The sequence below is a fragment of the Paenibacillus sp. sgz302164 genome, from assembly GCF_056120505.1.
The window spans coordinates 19,639-37,540 of sequence record NZ_JBVYOL010000035.1 but is presented as its reverse complement, the minus strand read 5'-3'; the positions used below and the strand labels follow the sequence as shown (position 1 = coordinate 37,540).

Here is a 17,902-nt window from a genome sequence, read left to right as displayed (position 1 = left end):
ATCTATGTATCGGCCTGTACGCCGGACAGCTTTTTATAAAAAGCGAGCCGCGCTTCACCGTCATAATAATAATTCGGATACGTGCCGATCAATTCAAAGCCGTTTGCCCGGAACATGCGCTGAATCGGCTCATATTCGGGCAAATCGCACGTATACGTGAGCAAATAGCGCCCCTGCACCGACCTGACGAAATCTTCCAGTGACCGGAACAAAATTTTCGCCAGTCCGTGCCTGCGATATTCCCTGTGCACCGCCAGGTAATCCCATAAAAAGCCGCCGGATTGATGCTCGTTCTCCTTGCAGCTCGTTACGGCGATGAGCTCGCCCGCTTCATTTTCCACGAACCAGTGCCGGTGATTCCGCTGCCGCAAGCTTTCCAGCGGCGCTTTGCGAAAATGCTCCATCTCGCCGGGGGTATGCCGTTGATCGTCAAACGACATCGCCGACAAATAAAATTCGGTAATCCGCTGCGCATCTTGTTCTGTCGATAACTCGATCACCTTCATCGAAGTGCTCCCTCTCTTTTTTTAAGAAACGGATAACGTTCCGTTCCAATCCTCGGTCGTCCCATCCCGGAAATACTCGTCGCACACGTAAAAATACAGCTGGGCCGCTTTATCGTGGCGGTTTTGCTTGATGACCATCAAAAAGGCTTCCCTTGCGTCGTAAAAGCGCCCGACCTGGTAATACGTGACGGCTTGCTCGAACAAAGCTTTCGTTTTGTCTTTCAAAGCTCTTGACGTGTCAGGATCGCCATGGTACACGTCATACAGACGGAGCGGCTCCTTCATGCCCCCGACCTGAATCATTCCCAAGCTGCGGTACTTGAAGGCGGAAGGCTCGTCGAGCGCCTGCACGACATGGTCGGTAATCAAAATCGAGGCGCCCAGCGGCTCGGTCAGCTTTTCCAGCACTGCCGCCAGATTGACGCCGTCGGAAATGACGTTGCCCTCCAGCCGCTGCTCCTCGCCGATAATGCCGAGCCGAAGCGGACCTTTGTGCAGGCCGATGCCCAGCTCCACCGGCTTGTAGCCGACTTTGGCGCGATGCGAGTTGTAAATATCGAGCTCCTTGCGCATTTCGATCGAAGCGCGCAGCGCCTCGTCGGCCCGGTTCGGGAACAGCGCCATGAAACCGGCGCCCAAGTATTTGTTCACCAGTCCCTGATTCTTGCGGACGTAAGGGCCGAACCTTTTCAGAAACGAATTGACGAAGTTGAAATTTTCCTCAGGCGACAGCCGCTTGGACAGAAAGTAAAAATTGCGGATATTAAAAATCATGATGGACATGTTCTGCTCCACCTGATCGCCGAGCTCGACGTCGAGAATGCTCTCCTTGTTCAAAAACCGCAAAAATTGCTGCGGCACGAACCGGTAGTAGGACTGGCTGAAATTTTCCACCTTCGTAATATAGTCGCGGATGTGCGCCGCCATCGTATTGACGCTGTCGCCCAAATCCGATACTTCGTCCCGGGTATTGATCTTCACGACCGTGTCCCAGTTCCCCTTCGCAATCTCGCCGACGCTGTTGCGCAGCTTGCGGATCGAGGACAGCAGCACAAACGTCATGAACATGAGCACGAGCAGGAGCCCGATCGAAATAAAGACGATGTTGCGGATAATCGACTGCAGGACAGCTTGACGGTGCTTCACGAAGCCGTCCATATTTTTGTCCGTTTCGAACACGCCGACAATCTGGCCCGATGAATTGTAAATCGGTGCGATCGCGTACATCCAGTAGCCCGAGAAATCCTCCCACTGGCCCGTGGCGATCTTGCCTTCCCGCACCACCTGCTGGTTTTGCGGAGTCGGCGGGAACGGGTTGAACATATGCATGCCGTCGTCATCTTCCAAAATCCGGTATATTTGCCCGTTTTCGTACTTATATACCCCGATGTAAAAGCTCTGATTGTTTTCCTGTCCGCTGTTGTCGAAGACGGTTTTTATTTTTTGCCGGAACGACCGGTACGCAGGTCCTTGGTAATCCAGCGGGGAATCGATGCTTTCCAACTGGTCGCCGTCGATCAGATTCGGCCCGTTTTTGGCCAGCAGCGCAAGCTCGTTGAACGTTTCGTCTTCCATCTTTTTGGAAAAATTCGTGTAAATCACCATCGAAAGCAAAATCATCGAGGCCGCAATGACAGGGATCACGATTAATATTTGTTTGAACATCAGCGGCAGTCTGCGCTGCAAAATGTTGTAGTACAACAGCTTGACGGCATACAGCAAAAGCAGCGCCCCGGCTGCGGCGACGGACCATACGGCGATTCTGTGCGTCATGAGGGACTTGCCGAGCGCCGCTTCCGTCAATGCGGGAGTGAGCGTGCCGTCAGGCAGCAGCCGGTTGATCTGCGACGCCTCCACAATGACCATGCTCCCGTCGGGGGAAACGCTATTCATCGTGGCCGTGAAGACGATGCCCGAGCCGCTGTCCGCCGCTTTTTTCTCCGTAAGCAAAGCCTCGAGAACGTAAGGATGGTTCGGGTCGAGCCTGCTGATCATTTTGCCCGTAAAATCGATAAAAACGAGCCTTCCCTGCTGATCGATGTGAAAGCTCTCGGGGAAGTTCCGGCGCGTCCGGTCGACGCCCGGCACAGGATACACCAGCTCGGAGCGCCCGTCTTCGAACGCCCGGTAAATCTCTCCGCTGCGCGTTGTGTAATAAATCTGTCCGGGCTGCCAGCCGTCCGCTTCGGACACGTATTTATGCTCCGGCAGCTTGACCGTGTAGACCCGCTTCGGCTCATCGCTTCCGACGGGAACCTGATACAGCGCCAAGCTGCTCTCTTCATCGTTAAAAAAGTACAGCGTCTCGTCCTTGATCTGCACATTTCGCAAACTGCCGATCCGGTACCGTTTGTTGTCAGAGTCGTTGTATTCCTCCGTGAACAGGCTGCGGTCAAACTGCCCGTCGGGCATATACCTGACGATTTGCTCGGATTTGACCGTGAGTCCGTAAGGATCGAGCAGCGTACGGATCGCGTACAGATAGCCCCGGTCATCGGCAGCCATATCGTTGAACCTGTAAACTTCCCCGTTTTTCCCGACGTCGCTGGAAATGGAATACTGCAGCACTCCCGCGCTGTCCAGCTTGTGGATCATTTTTTTCGCATTGTCGATGACATACAGATTGTTATGTACATCCGCAACGGCTTTGGATAAGCCGTCGAACGGCTTGCTTTTCTGAAAAGGGCTTTCCTCCAGCATCGCCCGCTGATCGTACAAGTAGACTCCCGCCGCCGCCAGGAGCAGCAGGACGAGCAGCAAGGCCGCGATAGACTTCTTCATCGTTCGTTATCCCCTCGTTATCCGGATGATTTGTGCAGACGCATTCCAATCCACGTCAAGTCCCAGCGATTCTGAAATAAAACGCAGCGGAACGTAAGTTCGTCCTGCCAAAAGTACGGGCGGGGCATCGATCTCCACCGGTTTGCCGTCCATATAAGCCGCTGCGCTGTCTATCGTGCAAGTTACCGTCGTGTACTCCGTGCTTACGGTCACGGTATTGCTGTCCGCATCCCAGTCCACAGCCGCTCCGAACGATTCGGACACGGCCCTGACGGGCAAAAAGGCTTTCCCGCTTATTATAACAGGAGGAACCACGAATTGGATGGATAAATCTGGAGAAATCACGTTTTGCGCGGAAAAAATCTGCGCGTCCATGCCCGCAGCGGAGGCATCCGCCGCGATGACCGCGGAAGCGTCCGAGAGCGCCTGCATTTGCTCAGGCGTGTACTTGTCCGCTTCCTTCTGCTTGATCTGCGCCAGCAGCTGCTCCTCCTGCTGGCGAACCGCAAGCTCCGCTTGCTGCTGCGCCCCGCCCGGCGGCGGCTCCGGCTGGGCGCCCTGAAGCGCAGCCAGCAGTTCCTCCGCTGCGCCGAGCCGGGCGAACAGCGCCTCCTTCTCCGTCGACGCGATCGCCTCGTCGACGGCCTTGCCCGAGCGGGTCAGCGTCGCGACCCGCTCCGCGTCCTGCTGCGGCTGCGCTTCGCCCAGCGCAGCCGCAAGCTTGTGCTTCGCTTCTTCGAGCGAAGCCAGCCCTTCGGATGTGCCGTGCTGCACATCCGTCAGCCGCGCCTGCNGGCTGCGCTTCGCCCAGCGCAGCCCCAAGCTTGTGCTTCGCTTCTTCGAGCGAAGCCAGCCCTTCGGATGTGCCGTGCTGCACATCCGTCAGCCGCGCCTGCGCCGCCAGAAGCTGCTGCAGCTGCGCTGCCGCCGCCTTGGCGTCGCCCGCGGCGATCGCCTGCTCCAGCTTCTTCTGCTGGAGCACAGCTTCTTCGGCCAGCCGATCCTCGCTGGCCTTATCGGCGCCACTGCCCGCCCCGCCGCCACTGCCCGCCCCGCCGCCTCCGGGCGGGGTCTCGCCCTCCGCGGCCAGCGCCTGAATGAGCGCGTCCGGATTGTTCACCAGCTCCATCTGCCGCAGAGCTGCCCCGCTGTCTCCCTTGCGCAGCGCCTCCAGCATGGCGATCTGCGCCTCCGCGTCCTTGAGCTGCACCGCAATGTCGGCGATTTCCGCCAGCTTTTGGCTTGCTACTGCCGTGTTTTTTGCCGTCTCCAGCTTGGCCTTGTCCGCCTGCAGCGTATCAATCTCCTTCTGCAGCTGCTCAGGCGTTTCTTTAGAAGCGACGGCTCCCGGCTGTACAATTTCCACGGTCACCTTCAAAGCGGCCGCCTGCTCCTTCGACAGCGCGGCGCTGCCTGCCGGACCGGCTATCGCCCTCGGGTCTACGGCATTGTCCATGCCGAACCAGACCGCCCCGGGCTCATCCGTTTTAAAAAACATCCCCTGCCCCGACTTCGCCATCGTCGCCGCAGCGGCGTTATAGGCCGCGGGCGTCAGCGCGTCCAGCCGGATTTGATAGGAACCGATGATGACGGTTCCGGGGCCGCCGCCGTCGTCCGCTTGCGCCGGGGGTGCGCCGCTGTCCGCCGGCGGAACGACCGCCAGCGTGCCCGAGCTGCCGTCGCCCGCAAGCGGCGATTCGCCGACGGCCTGCCCTTTTTTGTACAGAACGACTTTCAGATCGTCCGGTTTGCTGAACATAAGCGTCAAATATCGGACCGGTTTGCCGATCTTCGCCCGCTTGCCGACCGCCTTGCCTTCCTTCGTAAACACCGCGTATTCGTCAGCGCCCAGCTTTTTATTGACGGTGAGGCTCAAGTCGCTAAGCAGCGGCCCTACGGCAGGCTTGATCCGCCAAGTCCCGGAAGGCGCTTGCGGCTTCTCCGGCTTGACTGCGGCCAGACCGTCGTCGATTTCTTTATAGGGAAGAATTCCCGGTTTGACTGTCCTTTCGACGGCCCCTCCCGTACCTGCGTTCAGCTTGTCCAGCGCCAGCCTGTAGCCGATTTGCGCCGACAGCACCTGGCCGTCAGCCTTGACGGCGGCGTCCTTGTAAGCCTGCAGCTCGCTTTCGGCCATCAGCCCCAGCTTGCGCTTTTGGCCGGCTTTGTCGAGATCGCTTGCGGCTTTGTCTTTGTCCCGCAGCGCCTGCGCGTAGCTTTCCTCGACGCCCTTGGCCTCCAAATACGATTGCCGGACCGCCGCAATAACGCTGTTGCGGCTTTCTTTTTCCTTCAGTACCGCCTTATTCTGCTCCATCGTAGCGATCGGAAGCGCATCCCGCAGGTCGTCCAGGTAGCGCAGACCGTCATACTCGCCCTGCAGCAGCGATTTCGGAATCGGAATAAAGCCCAGCAGCATGAAATACCCTTCCCAATCCTGCTTCACCCGCTCCAGTGTCGTCTCATAACCCGCCAAAAAAAGCTCCATATCGATGTCCTGCGCCTTGTACATGCCGTCCATCACTTTCATTCGCGCCGCGCCGAACTTGGAGCTGTACAGATCGCGGGCCGCATCCAGCTTCTGATCCGCCAGACGCCGGTCGGCGGCGTCCTGGAGCAGGCTGAGCGACGTTTTTTGCGCGGCGCCGATATAGACGGGAAGCTGCTTCTCGCTCAGATCGCCGTAATCCGGTTGAAAAGAGAGCTGCACCTTGTTTTCCATGTCCAGGCCGAGCTTCCCGCCGAGCGCCAGACGGCTCGCTTTGGCGGTCAGCTGCGCCTGCTTGTAGTCTGAGGCCGACTGCTCAAGCGCTTTATCCGCCGCTTCCTGTTCCTCCGGCTTCGCCAGGCCGTACTTCCGCTTCGTCTTGACCGCATCGGCGGCGCTTTTGGCGCCTTCCGCTTTTTGCCGGCTTGCCTCCTCGCCCGCCGCGTCCTGATAGGCCTGCAAATATGCCTTTTCGACATCAAATGTGACCTCGATCCCAGCCTGCCTCAACGTCTCCTGGGCCACGTACAGCTGCTTCTTCGCCTCCGGCACTTTCATCCGCGTGTTCAAATCCTGGCTCAAGTTGCGCGGCTTGGCAAAAAGTCCCGAAGCCTTCGCCTCCTCCGCCTTGACCGCATGCTGCGCCTGCTCCAGCTCGATCCGCTTCTTTTGTACATCCGTCTTCGCATCGCGTATCTGCGGGCTGATCTTCAGCCCCTGATCGATGGCTTCCTGCATCGTCAATGCCTTGACGGACGCGGCTAATGCCCGCGGAGCCAGGCTAACCGCCGGCGAACCGGCGACCAGCAGCAGAACAAGCCCCGCCCTGACAACTTTGGCAAGTAACAAACTGAATCCCTCCGCTCAAAAACTCTATTTCCATAGTACAATATATCTACCTTTTGCGGCACTCCTCTTTTAGCTAAAAATGATAAAAAAACTCGAATCCGGCGGGAGGGTTCGAGCTTTATTCGGGATGATGGAATATCACCGGGATAAAATTTAAATCTGAAATCACGGATTGTTGAAAAAGTGAGGACACTTTGGTCGACCGACCGCCGTCATGCAGCACAACACCGCGCGCTGGGATCTAGGGTTCGGGAACCAGAGGGGACTGTTACAACCCTCCTCTCCCGGTGCAGGTTGCGGTGTTGCACAACCAGGGGGAGGCATTCGGTCGATTGGAAGGGGGAAAACCTGCGAAAGTGCAGGAATTATCTGTGAAAAAGGCCCGAAATGGCGAAAAGCCTGCGATTGTGCAGGAATTTTCGATGAAAATGAATCTGAGCCCATGTTTGCGGCGAAAAGCCTGCACATTTGCAGGAATATTTCCCGGGCAACGTGTCATCGATCAAAAAGCTGCACTTTTGCAGGCTTTCTTCGCGCTGCCAGTTCGGAGCAATAGTCTTTGAATTTGACCGTTTTCGCCTCGACCCTTTGCCGTATTTGATCCATAACGCCTCCGGTCTCGCTCGCCCGCTTTGGCGGCCGTTAACGTTTCATCAACCCCGCCGCGACCGGAACATCCGGTCAAGATCCCGATCAAGATAGCAAGCGCAAGCACCACGATCCCTCGTTGTTTCATTGCATTCACTCCGTTAAGTTCAGAATGGACGGGTCTTCGAAGAATGGGATACGCGAATGGCTATTCGCAATAACTTGTCATACGATGACGAAAATATAGAAACAGGTCGCTTTCCGCCAACTCGAATCCGGTAATCCGTTGCTGACGGCATTTTTTTCTAGTACTATGAAACTATATGTCAAGAGGAGAGATCGACATGGGAAATCTCGTATGCGGAGGAGCGATGCTCCAATGTTCGTTCGGCGCCAGCCCAAGTTTGCTGATGGTGCTTCCGGTCAATAGCGTCATGACCTCGATGCCCATTGCGAACATTATGGACAACAAGCCTATGGTGAACATTTTGCCCTTCGGCATGTGCAACTCCTTGGCCAATCCGACCGTAGCGGCCGCTACTGCCGCCAGTTTCGGCGTGATGACGCCGATGCCCTGCGTGCCCGTCACTGCTGCGCCCTGGGCTCCCGGATCGCCGACGGTGCTTGTGGCGAATATGCCCGCACTGGGCAATAGTTCCAAATGCATGTGCAACTGGGGCGGCGTCATTCAAATCCAGCAGCCGGGACAAATGACCATACAAGTCCCTTGATTTTACCTAATTCGGAGGAGTGAACAAGCTTGGAGATCCAGCCGGTCAAAACTGTGGAAAAAGTGCTGAAACCTGTCGTAGCCCCCTTCCTGGGACACGTGCTCAAATGGCTGGCGGTCGTCGGCAAGCTGCCTGCCATGGCGATCGCCAAATCGCAGCAGTTTTTGCGGCAAATGCTGCAAACCCGCGAAACCTCACTGAAAAACTATGTATTGATAGGTTCCTACTACGTTTCCAAAAGGCTGCTCCTCTTCATCGTTTTGTTTGTTCTAGTCCTTATATACTTCATCTTCATCCAGCCGCCGGCGATCGTGAACAAATGGCTGAACCGCCTGCCGGTTCTCCAGGAAAATACCCCGAAGCTGTCCGCCTACACCGGCCCGGCCAAAGTGGTCAGCGACGATGCGAACCGGCAGTCCCGGTATGTCGGCGAGCTGGTGGACGGGCTTTATGCCGGCAAAGGCAAGCTCTACAGCCCCGGCGGCACGCTGATCTATGAAGGGGATTTTGATAAAGGCCAAAAATCGGGCAGCGGCACACTGTACGACGAGCAGGGCGGCATGATGTATAAGGGGGCTTTTACCGGAGACGCTTTTAACGGCGCGGGAACGCTTTACTACGGGGAGCAAAAAGTGCGCTACATCGGCGAGTTTCAGAACGGCAAGTTCGGCGGAGCCGGGAAACTGTTCTCGCCGGCCGGCGACATTCAGTATGACGGCGCTTTTAACGCCGGACTGTACAACGGAGCGGGCAAGCTGTTCTCGCCATCGGGCACCGCCCTGTACGAAGGCGAGTTTGCCGCCGGCGAATACAATGGGGCCGGCAAGCTGTTCGACGGCAAAGGGCTGCTCATCTACGAGGGCGGTTTCAAAAACGGCCGCTATTCCGGCGAGGGCACCGAGTATTACCCTAGCGGCCTAATGAAATACAAAGGCCAGTTTCTCGTGGGCCAGTATGGCGGAGAAGGCGCCGCTTTCGACGAGCAGGGCGTGCAGCGTTTCAAAGGCACGTTCCAGAGCGGCGCGCTGAACGGCGCCGGCGAAGCCTATGACGAAGCCGGCAAGCTCGTCTATCAGGGCCAGTTCAAAGCCGGCGTCTATGACGGCATCGGCACTTTGTTCGACGCGGACGGCGCGCCGCTGGTCAAAAGCTTTTTTGCAGGCGGCCGCATCAGCCTGCAAAGCTTTATCGGCTTGCCCAGCAAGAAGGTCGAAGACCTGCTGGGCAAGCCGGCCGAGGTGACGCTGCAGGATATCAGCGTCACCCTCGCGGGCCAGGAGGCGGCCGCAAGCGCCTCCGCGGATTCCGGCGGCGCTGCCGGCGAAGCCGCCGCCATGCCGGCCGCGTCAGCCGCGCCGGCGGCCGGCCCGGATGCATCAGCACCCGTGAAGCTGCTGATGAGCTATCCCGGCTACCAGATGTCGCTGCTGGTAGAGCCTTCCAAGGACAACCCGAAGGAGGCCGTCGTCACCTCCCTCGCGATCTGGGGCAGCAAACCGCTTGCGGTGCTGCAGCCTGCGATCGAGACGATCAAGAAGCGCACCGAGCCGAACGACGAAGGCTACCGGGTGATGGAACTGCAAGCTCCCGCCGATGGCGGCGCGTACACGAACAGCTATTACAAAGACGATTTCCTGTTCACGTTCACCTATTTCCAGAAAGCAAAAACAGCCCACCTGCTGCAGGTGAGCTCGTTGAAATAATTCGCATCCCCCTGCCGGCTTTCCGGCTTTCCCCGGCGGGGTTTTTCTTTGTTCATCCATACGGGCAGTGCGGCTCCGCCGGATCATTTTGATAAAAAAAGTTCGGTTTCTTCTCCACATTGTCGTAGCCCCGGTGGAAAATATGCGTCGCCGCCGGAGACATCGGCGGAATCAGCCAAGTCCAATCCCCCGTAACGTCGCGCCCCGCCTGCCGCTCCTTGTCCTCGAACCGCATAAACTGCTGGGCGGCCGTATGGTGGTCCACGATCGTGACCCCGATCTGCTGGTACGAATGCAGCACAGCCGCGTTCAGCTCGACGAGCGCCCGGTCCTTCCAGAGCGAAGCTTCTTTGCGCGTGCTGAGCCCCATCACTTCAGCCACCTTTGGCAGCATGTTGTAGCGCTGCGTGTCGGCCAAATTTCTCGCGCCGATCTCCGTGCCCATGTACCATCCGTTGAAAGGCGCCGCCGTATAGTGCAAACCGCCGATTTCCAGCCGCATATTGGACACGAACGGCACGGCATACCACTTCAGCCGCAAATCGGCGAAGCCGGGAATATCCGGATGAACAAGCGGCACCTCCAGCACCAGGTCGCGCGGAATTTCAAACAAACGCGGCTCGCGCTCCCCGATTTGCACGACAAGCGGCAGCACGTCGAAGTGCGTGCCCGGCCCTTTCCAGCCCAGCGCTTGGCACAGGGCCGTGATGCGCAGGGAGATCGGATCCCCGACGATGCCGGATTCCGTTTCGTAGCCCGCATAACGGATCAACTGGTCGTTGCGGATGCGAATCGGCCCCCCAGGGTCTGCCGACGGCCTGAAAACGGTGATCATAGGCCGGATTTTGCCGCCGTTCGTCGCCGTTTCAATATGGCGAAGCAGCGCATCCGCAACCGCTTCCTCCGTGTCGGCCTCGCGGGCGTCAATCACCTGCAGCGTATCCACGAACAGCCGGCCAATGCAGCGGTTGCTGTTGCGCCAGGCCATTTTCGCCCCGTGCTTCAGCTCCTCCTCCGTATGCGTGTAGCAGCCAGTTTCGGACACGTCCCGGCTGATTTCCCGAATGCGCCGCTCGACGTCTTGCGCCGATTTTCCCAGCTCTCCGTAACATTCCTGTATGAACTGTGAAGCTTCTTCGATGAGTTGACTCTGATCGTGCATGAAGCAAGCTTTCATAAATATTTACACCTCGTTGCTTACAATCATATCAAATTCGCGAGCTCATGAAAAACTCGACTGGATTGCCCGTGCCCTGCGGGTGCTTTTTTTCACCGTCGAAGGCTGGAGAAATGCTGTTTTCGGTTGCAGCCGGCTCCCCGGCATAATGGCCGCACCTCATCCTTGGGCAGGACGGTCTATTTACGTTTCCGGAACACGACCGGAAGTTGGCTCGATAAACCCATGGCTAAAGCTGGCACCATCAACAACAATGCGCAGAAAACTTGCAAAAGTCTGGCCGCTGAGAAAACCGTACATTGGAGAGGTGCATCCCTATTAACGTGTAGTAAACCATGCAAAAATCAGCTTGGTGATAAAACGACGGGGCAGAGGAAACCGGAGAGGGCGCCGCCGTTCTTCCCCAACCCACGCCTCTCCTGCACGAGTTGCAGCGCAACACACCAGGCGCAGCTCCTAGCGCGCGGTGTTGCGCTGCATGACGGGTGGACAAGGCGGCTTGGCAGTGGAAAAACCTGCGAAAGTGCAGGTTTTTTCCATAAAAATGCCCTATTTTGACGAAAAGCCTGCGATTGTGCAGGAATTTTCGGCGAAAATGAATCTGAGCCCATATTCGCTGCCATAAGCCTGCACATTTGCAGGAATATTTCGTTGCCGGCGTATCCATCGAGCAAAAACTGTACTTTTGCAGGTTTTCTTCGTGCAAGCAGGCAGATTGTGCAACCGGCTCCGGCTCGGGGGTACCCAACAGCCTGAAATCTGCAGTTTTTTCAGTATACACCTTCGGCTGGTCAAACGGCTTAACGAACGGTTGCGGCGCCGGCGTGAAACCCGCTCCCACCCCGAACATGGCAGTTCTCATTGCCCCATGTCTAAAAATTACCGCTAAACCGATCCGGCACGTATTCAATTCTGGAGTCCGCTGCGAAAATCAGCTGTCCCGACTCTTCAGCATAATGGACGGACCCTTCTTTGACGTAATACCATATTTTGCGGGTAGGCTGGTCGTCGAACTCTTGAAACACGAATACGTTCAATTCGTCCTTCCACTTCAAAAGCTCTTCCATGGCCGAATCCTCCGGCGCCGTCACGGCAAATGTCCAGCCTTCCCCTTCCTTTTGGATGTCATAGTGGACGGGCTGCTTTCCCGAATCGATAAAAGTCCTGCCTCCGACCGCATGTTTGATCAAAAAAGTTTCCTTCATAGATGTTCCCTCCTCATTACGGAAGATCGATCAGCATAAAAAAGCTGTCTTCGCTCGCTTTAATTGTCAACGAGGACTCTGATTCAATGCGCGCCGTGTCCCTTTTGTCCAACAGGTTCCCATTCACGCTCACGCTGCCTTCAATCGTAAAGAAAAATACCCTGCGGCCTTCTTCCTGCCGGAACGCAAGCTCTTTCTCCCGATCCAATCTGCTCAAATAAATCGTCATGTCCTGATGAATGCGGGAGGCATGCTCCGCCCCTTCGGGCGACACAACTGCCAGCAAAGCGTTTTGCAATCGCTCCGGATCGTACGCGCTCGTTTCAAAAGATGGCGTCAGCCCGCGCTCTGAAGGCATGAACCATAATTGCAAAAGACTCAACGGCTCCGTATCGGAAGCGTTGTATTCCGCATGAATGACGCCTGTGCCTGCGGTCATCCTTTGCACGCCGTTCGCGCCGGTCACGGCCACATTGCCGAGACTGTCCTCATGCTTGATTTGTCCGTCGAGCACGATGGTGACGATTTCCATATCGCTGTGCGGATGCGGCCCAAAGCCTCGGCCGGCGGCAATATCGTCATCATTGCATACCCGCATGACGCCGAAGCCCGTATTGTCCGAATCAAAATAATCGCCGAACGAAAAATTGCGGTGGCTGGTCAGCCATCCGAGATCGATGCCGCTGCGCGACGCTGCCGGGTAAATTCGAATCAAAGTAAAATGCCTCCTTCAAGCGGAAGAATGTTGGTGTTGCAGCTTACGGCTTAATTGTAACCTTTTTGGCTACAAATACAAAGCTGAAATACGGTTACCTGCCCGGCCGGCCCGTTTGAAACTTTTGCAGGCCCGCCTCCAAATTTTCATAAGCCCATTTCCGGTGGTTGTCGTCTTCATACTGCCGATAGGCACATTCGATCCACAGCACAAGATCCAGATAAAGATCGTACAATGCTCTGCGTTCCCGCTGGGACGGTGTTTGGACGGACATCCCGCAGCCTTTTTCAAACGCCGCCGATTGTTCAAAATGGCTGAAATAATGCTCCATCAGCGGGTCGGCCCATAACGCTCTTTCGAAATCGATGATGCCCGAGATGCGGCCGTCTTGAACGAACACGTTTCCGTTCCACAAATCCCAATGAATCAGACTCGGCGTTTGCACTTCCTGCAGGACGTCAAGACCGCTTTTGGCGATTTGCTCGATTTCGCCGTAAGGTCTGGGAAGCTCCACCCCCGCATCCCGCCCGTCGGCAAGCACATCGCTGAACATCCGGTAAAAAGCGTCGGCCCAAGAAGCGCTCAGCCGCTTTTCCTGAGCATAATAGCCGAACCCGGGACCGCGGCATTCATTTATGATCCGGTTGCAGACGCCGATTTCATGCTCGACAGCCTCTTGTTCCTGCTGCGTCAAATCCGCTTTGATTTTGCTGTAGGGCTCTCCCTGAATGCGCTGCATAATAAAATATTCAGAGGCGATCAGGCTGCATGAATCGTCATGCCCGTACACCGCGGGAATTGGCAGCGCATTCAATTTAGCCAGCAGTTTCAGGACCGATACTTCGGTCTTCATCATATTTTGCTCACATCGCATAACCCGCATCGACTGCGCCGGAGCCACTTTCAAAATAACCGTCTCCCCGTCGTCCCGAGTAACCGCATATGCCGTGTTGGCCCATCCGTCCGACAGTTCCCTGGCCTCGATAACCGCGCACCCGAAGCAATTGTGGATAATTTTTTGAATATCCTCTTGCGTTAATTGGCTTTTGAAAGAACTTCTCACCCTTCGACACTCCTTCACTATCAAAAAAACGGGCATAAAAATAAAACTGCCCCATCGATTCTACTATATTATGAAATCGCCGCAATAACGCCACCTGCCTAAAAGAACGCGAAAGTTCGTTTGGCTTTCTCCTCCTTCTCCTCCTCCTCGGCGGCGGGTGGCCCGCAAAACGCGCAAAAACTCCCATGACGTCATGAACGTCACCACATAGAATGAAAATCAGGCCCGCTGCGATCTATTCGTACAAAAGTGCAGGCTTTTTCGAGGAAACCGGGCCGTTTGGCGAAAAAACGTGCGATTACGCAGGAATTCCCACTTCCGATGGGACTGAGACCCAAATTTGCCAAAAAAACTGCAGAGTTCATCGCAACCATTCCTAGAGTGGCTAAGCAGACCGAAAAACCTGCGAAAGTGCAGGCTTTTTCTATGAAATCGGCTTGTTTTGGCGAAAAGCCTGCAAAAACCCCAATTCTGTGGGGCGACATCCGCGGCGTCATGAGAGTTTTCGCAATTTTTCTGCGCAGTGGCCGATGATGACTTAACGGGCCAGTGTTTTCGCTTCGCACCGCGCGCAGCCCCAGCCTGCGGTGCTGCGGCCGTACGACGGCGGTCGACGGCCCCTTTGGCCTTGCTCCGACGCCGGAACGCGGAATTTCCGGGCCCGTTCCACAAAAAAGGGGCCGTCCCTTCGGCGGCTTATGCCGCTTGTTGGACAGCCCTGACTTGCAGCGCGCGCTTTTAGCGGCGTCGGTACAAAAGATACAAGAAGAACGGCGCGCCGATGCCTGCCGTAAATACGCCCGCCGGAATATCCAGCGGCTGGAAAAGCATTCTCCCGGCCAAATCCGCCAGGAGCAGGATCAGCCCGCCGACGAAGCCGGATACCGGCAGCAGCAGCCGGTAGTCGCTTCCTACAAGCCTGCGGGCCATGTGCGGGGCAAGCAGGCCGACGAACGAAACCGTTCCGGCGATGCCGACCGCAACGCCGGCCAGGGAGACGCTGAACAGCAGCAGCAGAAAACGGTCCATCTGCATGCGGCTGCCCAGGCCAAGCGCGATTCCGTCACCCAGCGCCTGCACGTTCAGCTTGTGGGCGTACGCACAGGATAGCGGTATGAATACGGCCAGCCAAGGGGCGAGCGCAGCAACATGCTTCCAGTTCGTCCCGTAGACGCTTCCCGTCATCCAGCTCAATACCTGGGCGGCCAAAAACGATGGACCGCTAATGAGCAAAAACGTCGTCAGCGCCCCCATCGCCGTTGAAATTCCCAGGCCGATCAGGACAAGCCTGAATGTGGACAGCCCTTTTTTCCAGGCCAGCACGTAGTTTAATGCCGCGGAAGCGAATGCTCCCGCAATAGCAATGACAGGCACCCAATGAATGCTGTATTTGCTTGCCGTCAAAGTCATAAAAGCGACAACGGCTACAGACGCTCCTCCCGTTACGCCTATCAAATCCGGCGAAGCGAGGGAATTGCGGATGACGCCCTGCATGATGGCCCCGGCCATCGCCAGTGCCGCGCCGATCAGGATAGCCGCCGTGAGCCGGGGCAGCCGAAACTGCAAAATAATAAGCGCATTGCCGTCGCTGGTATCGCCCAACAAAACTTTAATAATTTGGCCCATCGGTATACGCACGCTGCCCAGGGACAAGCTGACGACCGACAGCATGACGGTGACGGCGAGAAGCACGCCGATCATGAGCAGACCTTTTCTGCGCTTGCGGTCTATTATATTCGATATGCCGTTTGAATTCGCTGCCTGTCTAAGCATAGTTCCTCCTTCTTGCTACGTAGATGAGGAAAGGTACGCCCAAAAGCGCTGTAGCTACGCCGACGGGAACTTCCTTGGGCATTAGGATGAACCTGGAAGCCAGATCGGCAACGACAAGCAGCAATGCCCCGGCGATCCCGCAGTAAGGCAGCAGCCAGCGATGGTCATTTCCAACGAGATAGCGGCATAGATGCGGCACGATCACGCCGACGAACGCGATGGGACCCGCCACAGCCACCGAACCGCCTGCGAGCAAAACGATTGCGAGAGCCGATATAACTTTGACCAGAACCGCGCGTTGACCAAGCCCTTTGGACACATCATCGCTCAGCGCCATTACATTTAAAGATTTGGATAAAGCCATGGCCAGTACCCACCCGACCGCCAAATAAGGAATAACCATGGATAAATGGCGAAGCTCCCTGTTCGCGACGGAACCGATCAGCCAGAACAAGGCCTGGTCAAGCGACTGCTGATTGACCAGCATGACGCCCGATGTTACCGAAGTGGCAAACGCCGCCACAGCCGCACCCGCCAACGTTAATTTGATCGGCGTAAACCCGTCCCGTCCCTGCGAGCCGAGAAAAAAAACAAGCACTGCCGTCGCACCCGCTCCGGCGAAAGCAATCCAGACCATGCTGCCGAGCGTAAGATTCGAGCCGAACGCGGCGATGCCGAGCACGATAAAAAGAACCGCACCGGCGTTCACGCCAAAAATCGATGGCGATGCCAGAGGATTCCTCGTCAACACCTGCATCATGGCGCCCGCAATCGCCAGGCTGGCGCCGACTGCCGCCCCGATCAACGCACGCGGCACTCTCGTATTTATCAAAATAATATGCTCGTTCGAGCCGTTGAAGTGAGCGTAAGCTTCCCAAAGAGTTTTTATATCAAACTGCTTAAGGCCAAATAATACGCTTGCCAGCATACATCCAAGCAGCAGTACTGCGCCGACGGCCAAACCTGCGATTTTTGCCGTGCTGGCGTTCAGCAAGTTAACCAAAGAAGTCCACCCCCGAATTGAATCTCTCCGTCTATTACAAACATATTTATTGTAGAGTCGCATGCCGGTCATGTCAATGATTGTGATAATCATTTTCACTTCACCTTGACAAGATGTGGAAAGCTATTTATATTAAAAATGATAATGAGAATCGTTATCAAATAATTCTTGAGCCATACATGAAACGCGGATACACACAGAGAAATGCTTATCTTCTGAGCACAATGCCTATCTTTTAAGCACATATTTTTAAGGGGGAACTCATTTTGTACCGGATTCAACGTTTGAAGCTTCATCTTCTGTTTGCTGCGGCAGTGATCCTGATCGTAATCGCAGGCTGTGGAACCGCTGCCGAAACGAAAGCTCCAGCGGCTTCGCCAAGCCCGTCCGCCGCCTCAACGGCCGCAGCCGCGCCCAAATCCGACGAGGTCCGAACCATTAAGCACGCGATGGGCGAGACGCAGGTCAAAGGAATTCCGCAGCGCGTCGTCATTTTGACGAACGAGGGCACGGAAGCTTTGCTGACTGTAGGCATCAAACCTGTCGGCGCGGTGAAATCGTGGGTAGGCGACCCTTGGTACGACCACATTAAAGCGGATATGCAAGGCGTTCAGGCGGTTGGCGAGGAAACGCAGCCGAATATCGAGCTGATTGCCGGGCTGAAGCCCGATCTTATTATCGGCAACAAAGTGCGCCAAGAGAAAATTTATGACCAATTGAGCAAAATTGCTCCGACCGTCTTTGCCGCCGATCTGTCCGGCGATTGGAAGAAAAATTTTGCCCTATATGCCGATGCGGTAGGCAAAAAAGCCGAAGGCGATAAAGTGATGGCGGATTTCGACAAGCGCGTGGCGGATTTAAAAACCAAGCTCGGCGACAAAACGGCAGCGAAAATATCGATCGTTCGTTTCGGCGCAGCCGAAGTGCGCATCTACCAAAAGCAAACATTCAGCGGCGTTTTGCTGAGCCAGCTTGGCTTTGCGCGTCCCGCTTCCCAGGATAAAGACCAATTTGTTGAAAAGCTGACCAAAGAACGTATTCCCGACATGGACGGCGACGTCATGTTCTACTTCCTGACGGAAAGCGGCGGTTCTTCGGACGTAAGCAAGGTAGCCAAAGAGTGGCTCGACGATCCGCTCTTCAAAAACCTGCAAGTGGCGAAAAACAATAAAGTGGTTCGCGTGAACGAAGTCGTCTGGAACTTGGCCGGCGGTTACAAAGCCGCCAACATGCTGCTCGACGAAATCGCCAAATATTTCGAAGTGAAATAAGAACTCGACTCGAACATGCAAAAGAGTCGGCGCCAAGCGATACGCTTAG

General features: G+C 56.0%; 14 protein-coding genes. 5 read left to right on the top strand and 9 right to left on the bottom strand.

From position 1 onward, the window contains the following. Window positions 1–2 precede the first annotated feature (2 nt). From AC0LWT_RS34620 to AC0LWT_RS34610, 3 genes are read right to left on the bottom strand one after another with little or no spacing between them, the layout of a single operon-like run. Window positions 3–506, bottom strand: coding sequence for a GNAT family N-acetyltransferase (locus AC0LWT_RS34620; protein ID WP_474686194.1), 504 nt, complete (start codon window positions 504–506; stop codon window positions 3–5). 21 nt (window positions 507–527) lie between these two features. Then, on the bottom strand, window positions 528–3,287 hold the full coding sequence (locus AC0LWT_RS34615; RefSeq protein WP_474686192.1) for an adenylate/guanylate cyclase domain-containing protein: 2,760 nt from the start codon (window positions 3,285–3,287) through the stop codon (window positions 528–530). Between the two features lie 6 nt (window positions 3,288–3,293). Further along, entirely contained in the window at window positions 3,294–3,719 is a 426-nt protein-coding gene (locus AC0LWT_RS34610; protein WP_474686190.1) for a copper amine oxidase N-terminal domain-containing protein, read from the bottom strand. 3,237 nt (window positions 3,720–6,956) lie between these two features. Between AC0LWT_RS34610 and AC0LWT_RS34605 the strand changes: the two genes are divergently transcribed. The 3 genes from AC0LWT_RS34605 (at window position 6,957) to AC0LWT_RS34595 (ending at window position 9,646) form a co-directional block, all read left to right on the top strand. Then, window positions 6,957–7,187 carry a hypothetical protein gene (locus AC0LWT_RS34605; protein ID WP_474686188.1) on the top strand — a complete coding sequence of 77 codons (231 nt, stop codon included), beginning with the start codon at window positions 6,957–6,959 and terminating at the stop codon, window positions 7,185–7,187. Between the two features lie 369 nt (window positions 7,188–7,556). Next, complete coding sequence (locus tag AC0LWT_RS34600; RefSeq protein ID WP_474686186.1) at window positions 7,557–7,943, top strand: DUF4280 domain-containing protein; 387 nt, start codon at window positions 7,557–7,559, stop codon at window positions 7,941–7,943. Between the two features lie 29 nt (window positions 7,944–7,972). Further along, window positions 7,973–9,646 (top strand): MORN repeat-containing protein, encoded by a 1,674-nt coding sequence (locus AC0LWT_RS34595; protein WP_474686184.1) that lies wholly within the window; start codon window positions 7,973–7,975, stop codon window positions 9,644–9,646. 52 nt (window positions 9,647–9,698) lie between these two features. Here the strand turns inward: AC0LWT_RS34595 and AC0LWT_RS34590 are convergent, their stop codons facing one another. From AC0LWT_RS34590 to AC0LWT_RS34575, 4 genes are all read right to left on the bottom strand, one after another. Continuing rightward, window positions 9,699–10,823, bottom strand: a complete 1,125-nt coding sequence (locus tag AC0LWT_RS34590) for a nitric oxide synthase oxygenase (RefSeq protein WP_474686182.1) — start codon at window positions 10,821–10,823, stop codon at window positions 9,699–9,701. Window positions 10,824–11,695: 872 nt separating this feature from the next. Further along, window positions 11,696–12,028, bottom strand: coding sequence for a hypothetical protein (locus AC0LWT_RS34585; protein WP_474686180.1), 333 nt, complete (start codon window positions 12,026–12,028; stop codon window positions 11,696–11,698). 16 nt (window positions 12,029–12,044) lie between these two features. Then, window positions 12,045–12,743: a pirin family protein gene (locus AC0LWT_RS34580; RefSeq protein WP_474686178.1), complete on the bottom strand. Its 699-nt coding sequence runs from the start codon at window positions 12,741–12,743 to the stop codon at window positions 12,045–12,047. Between the two features lie 94 nt (window positions 12,744–12,837). Further along, the gene (locus tag AC0LWT_RS34575) at window positions 12,838–13,806 is read right to left on the bottom strand and encodes a phosphotransferase (RefSeq protein ID WP_474686176.1); all 969 of its coding nucleotides are present in this window, start codon (window positions 13,804–13,806) and stop codon (window positions 12,838–12,840) included. Between the two features lie 279 nt (window positions 13,807–14,085). Between AC0LWT_RS34575 and AC0LWT_RS34570 the strand changes: the two genes are divergently transcribed. Continuing rightward, on the top strand, window positions 14,086–14,340 hold the full coding sequence (locus AC0LWT_RS34570) for a hypothetical protein (protein ID WP_474686174.1): 255 nt from the start codon (window positions 14,086–14,088) through the stop codon (window positions 14,338–14,340). 204 nt (window positions 14,341–14,544) lie between these two features. On the opposite strand, the gene AC0LWT_RS34565 is transcribed toward AC0LWT_RS34570, so the two are convergent. Both AC0LWT_RS34565 and AC0LWT_RS34560 read right to left on the bottom strand, forming a co-directional pair. Further along, a complete protein-coding gene (locus tag AC0LWT_RS34565; RefSeq protein WP_474686172.1) occupies window positions 14,545–15,579 on the bottom strand; it encodes a FecCD family ABC transporter permease in 1,035 nt (344 codons plus the stop codon). Next, window positions 15,572–16,582, bottom strand: a complete 1,011-nt coding sequence (locus tag AC0LWT_RS34560; protein ID WP_474686170.1) for a FecCD family ABC transporter permease — start codon at window positions 16,580–16,582, stop codon at window positions 15,572–15,574. Before AC0LWT_RS34560 ends, AC0LWT_RS34565 begins: the two co-directional genes overlap by 8 nt. Window positions 16,583–16,848: 266 nt before the next feature. Between AC0LWT_RS34560 and AC0LWT_RS34555 the strand changes: the two genes are divergently transcribed. Further along, window positions 16,849–17,853 carry an ABC transporter substrate-binding protein gene (locus tag AC0LWT_RS34555; protein ID WP_474686168.1) on the top strand — a complete coding sequence of 335 codons (1,005 nt, stop codon included), beginning with the start codon at window positions 16,849–16,851 and terminating at the stop codon, window positions 17,851–17,853. Window positions 17,854–17,902 lie beyond the last annotated feature (49 nt).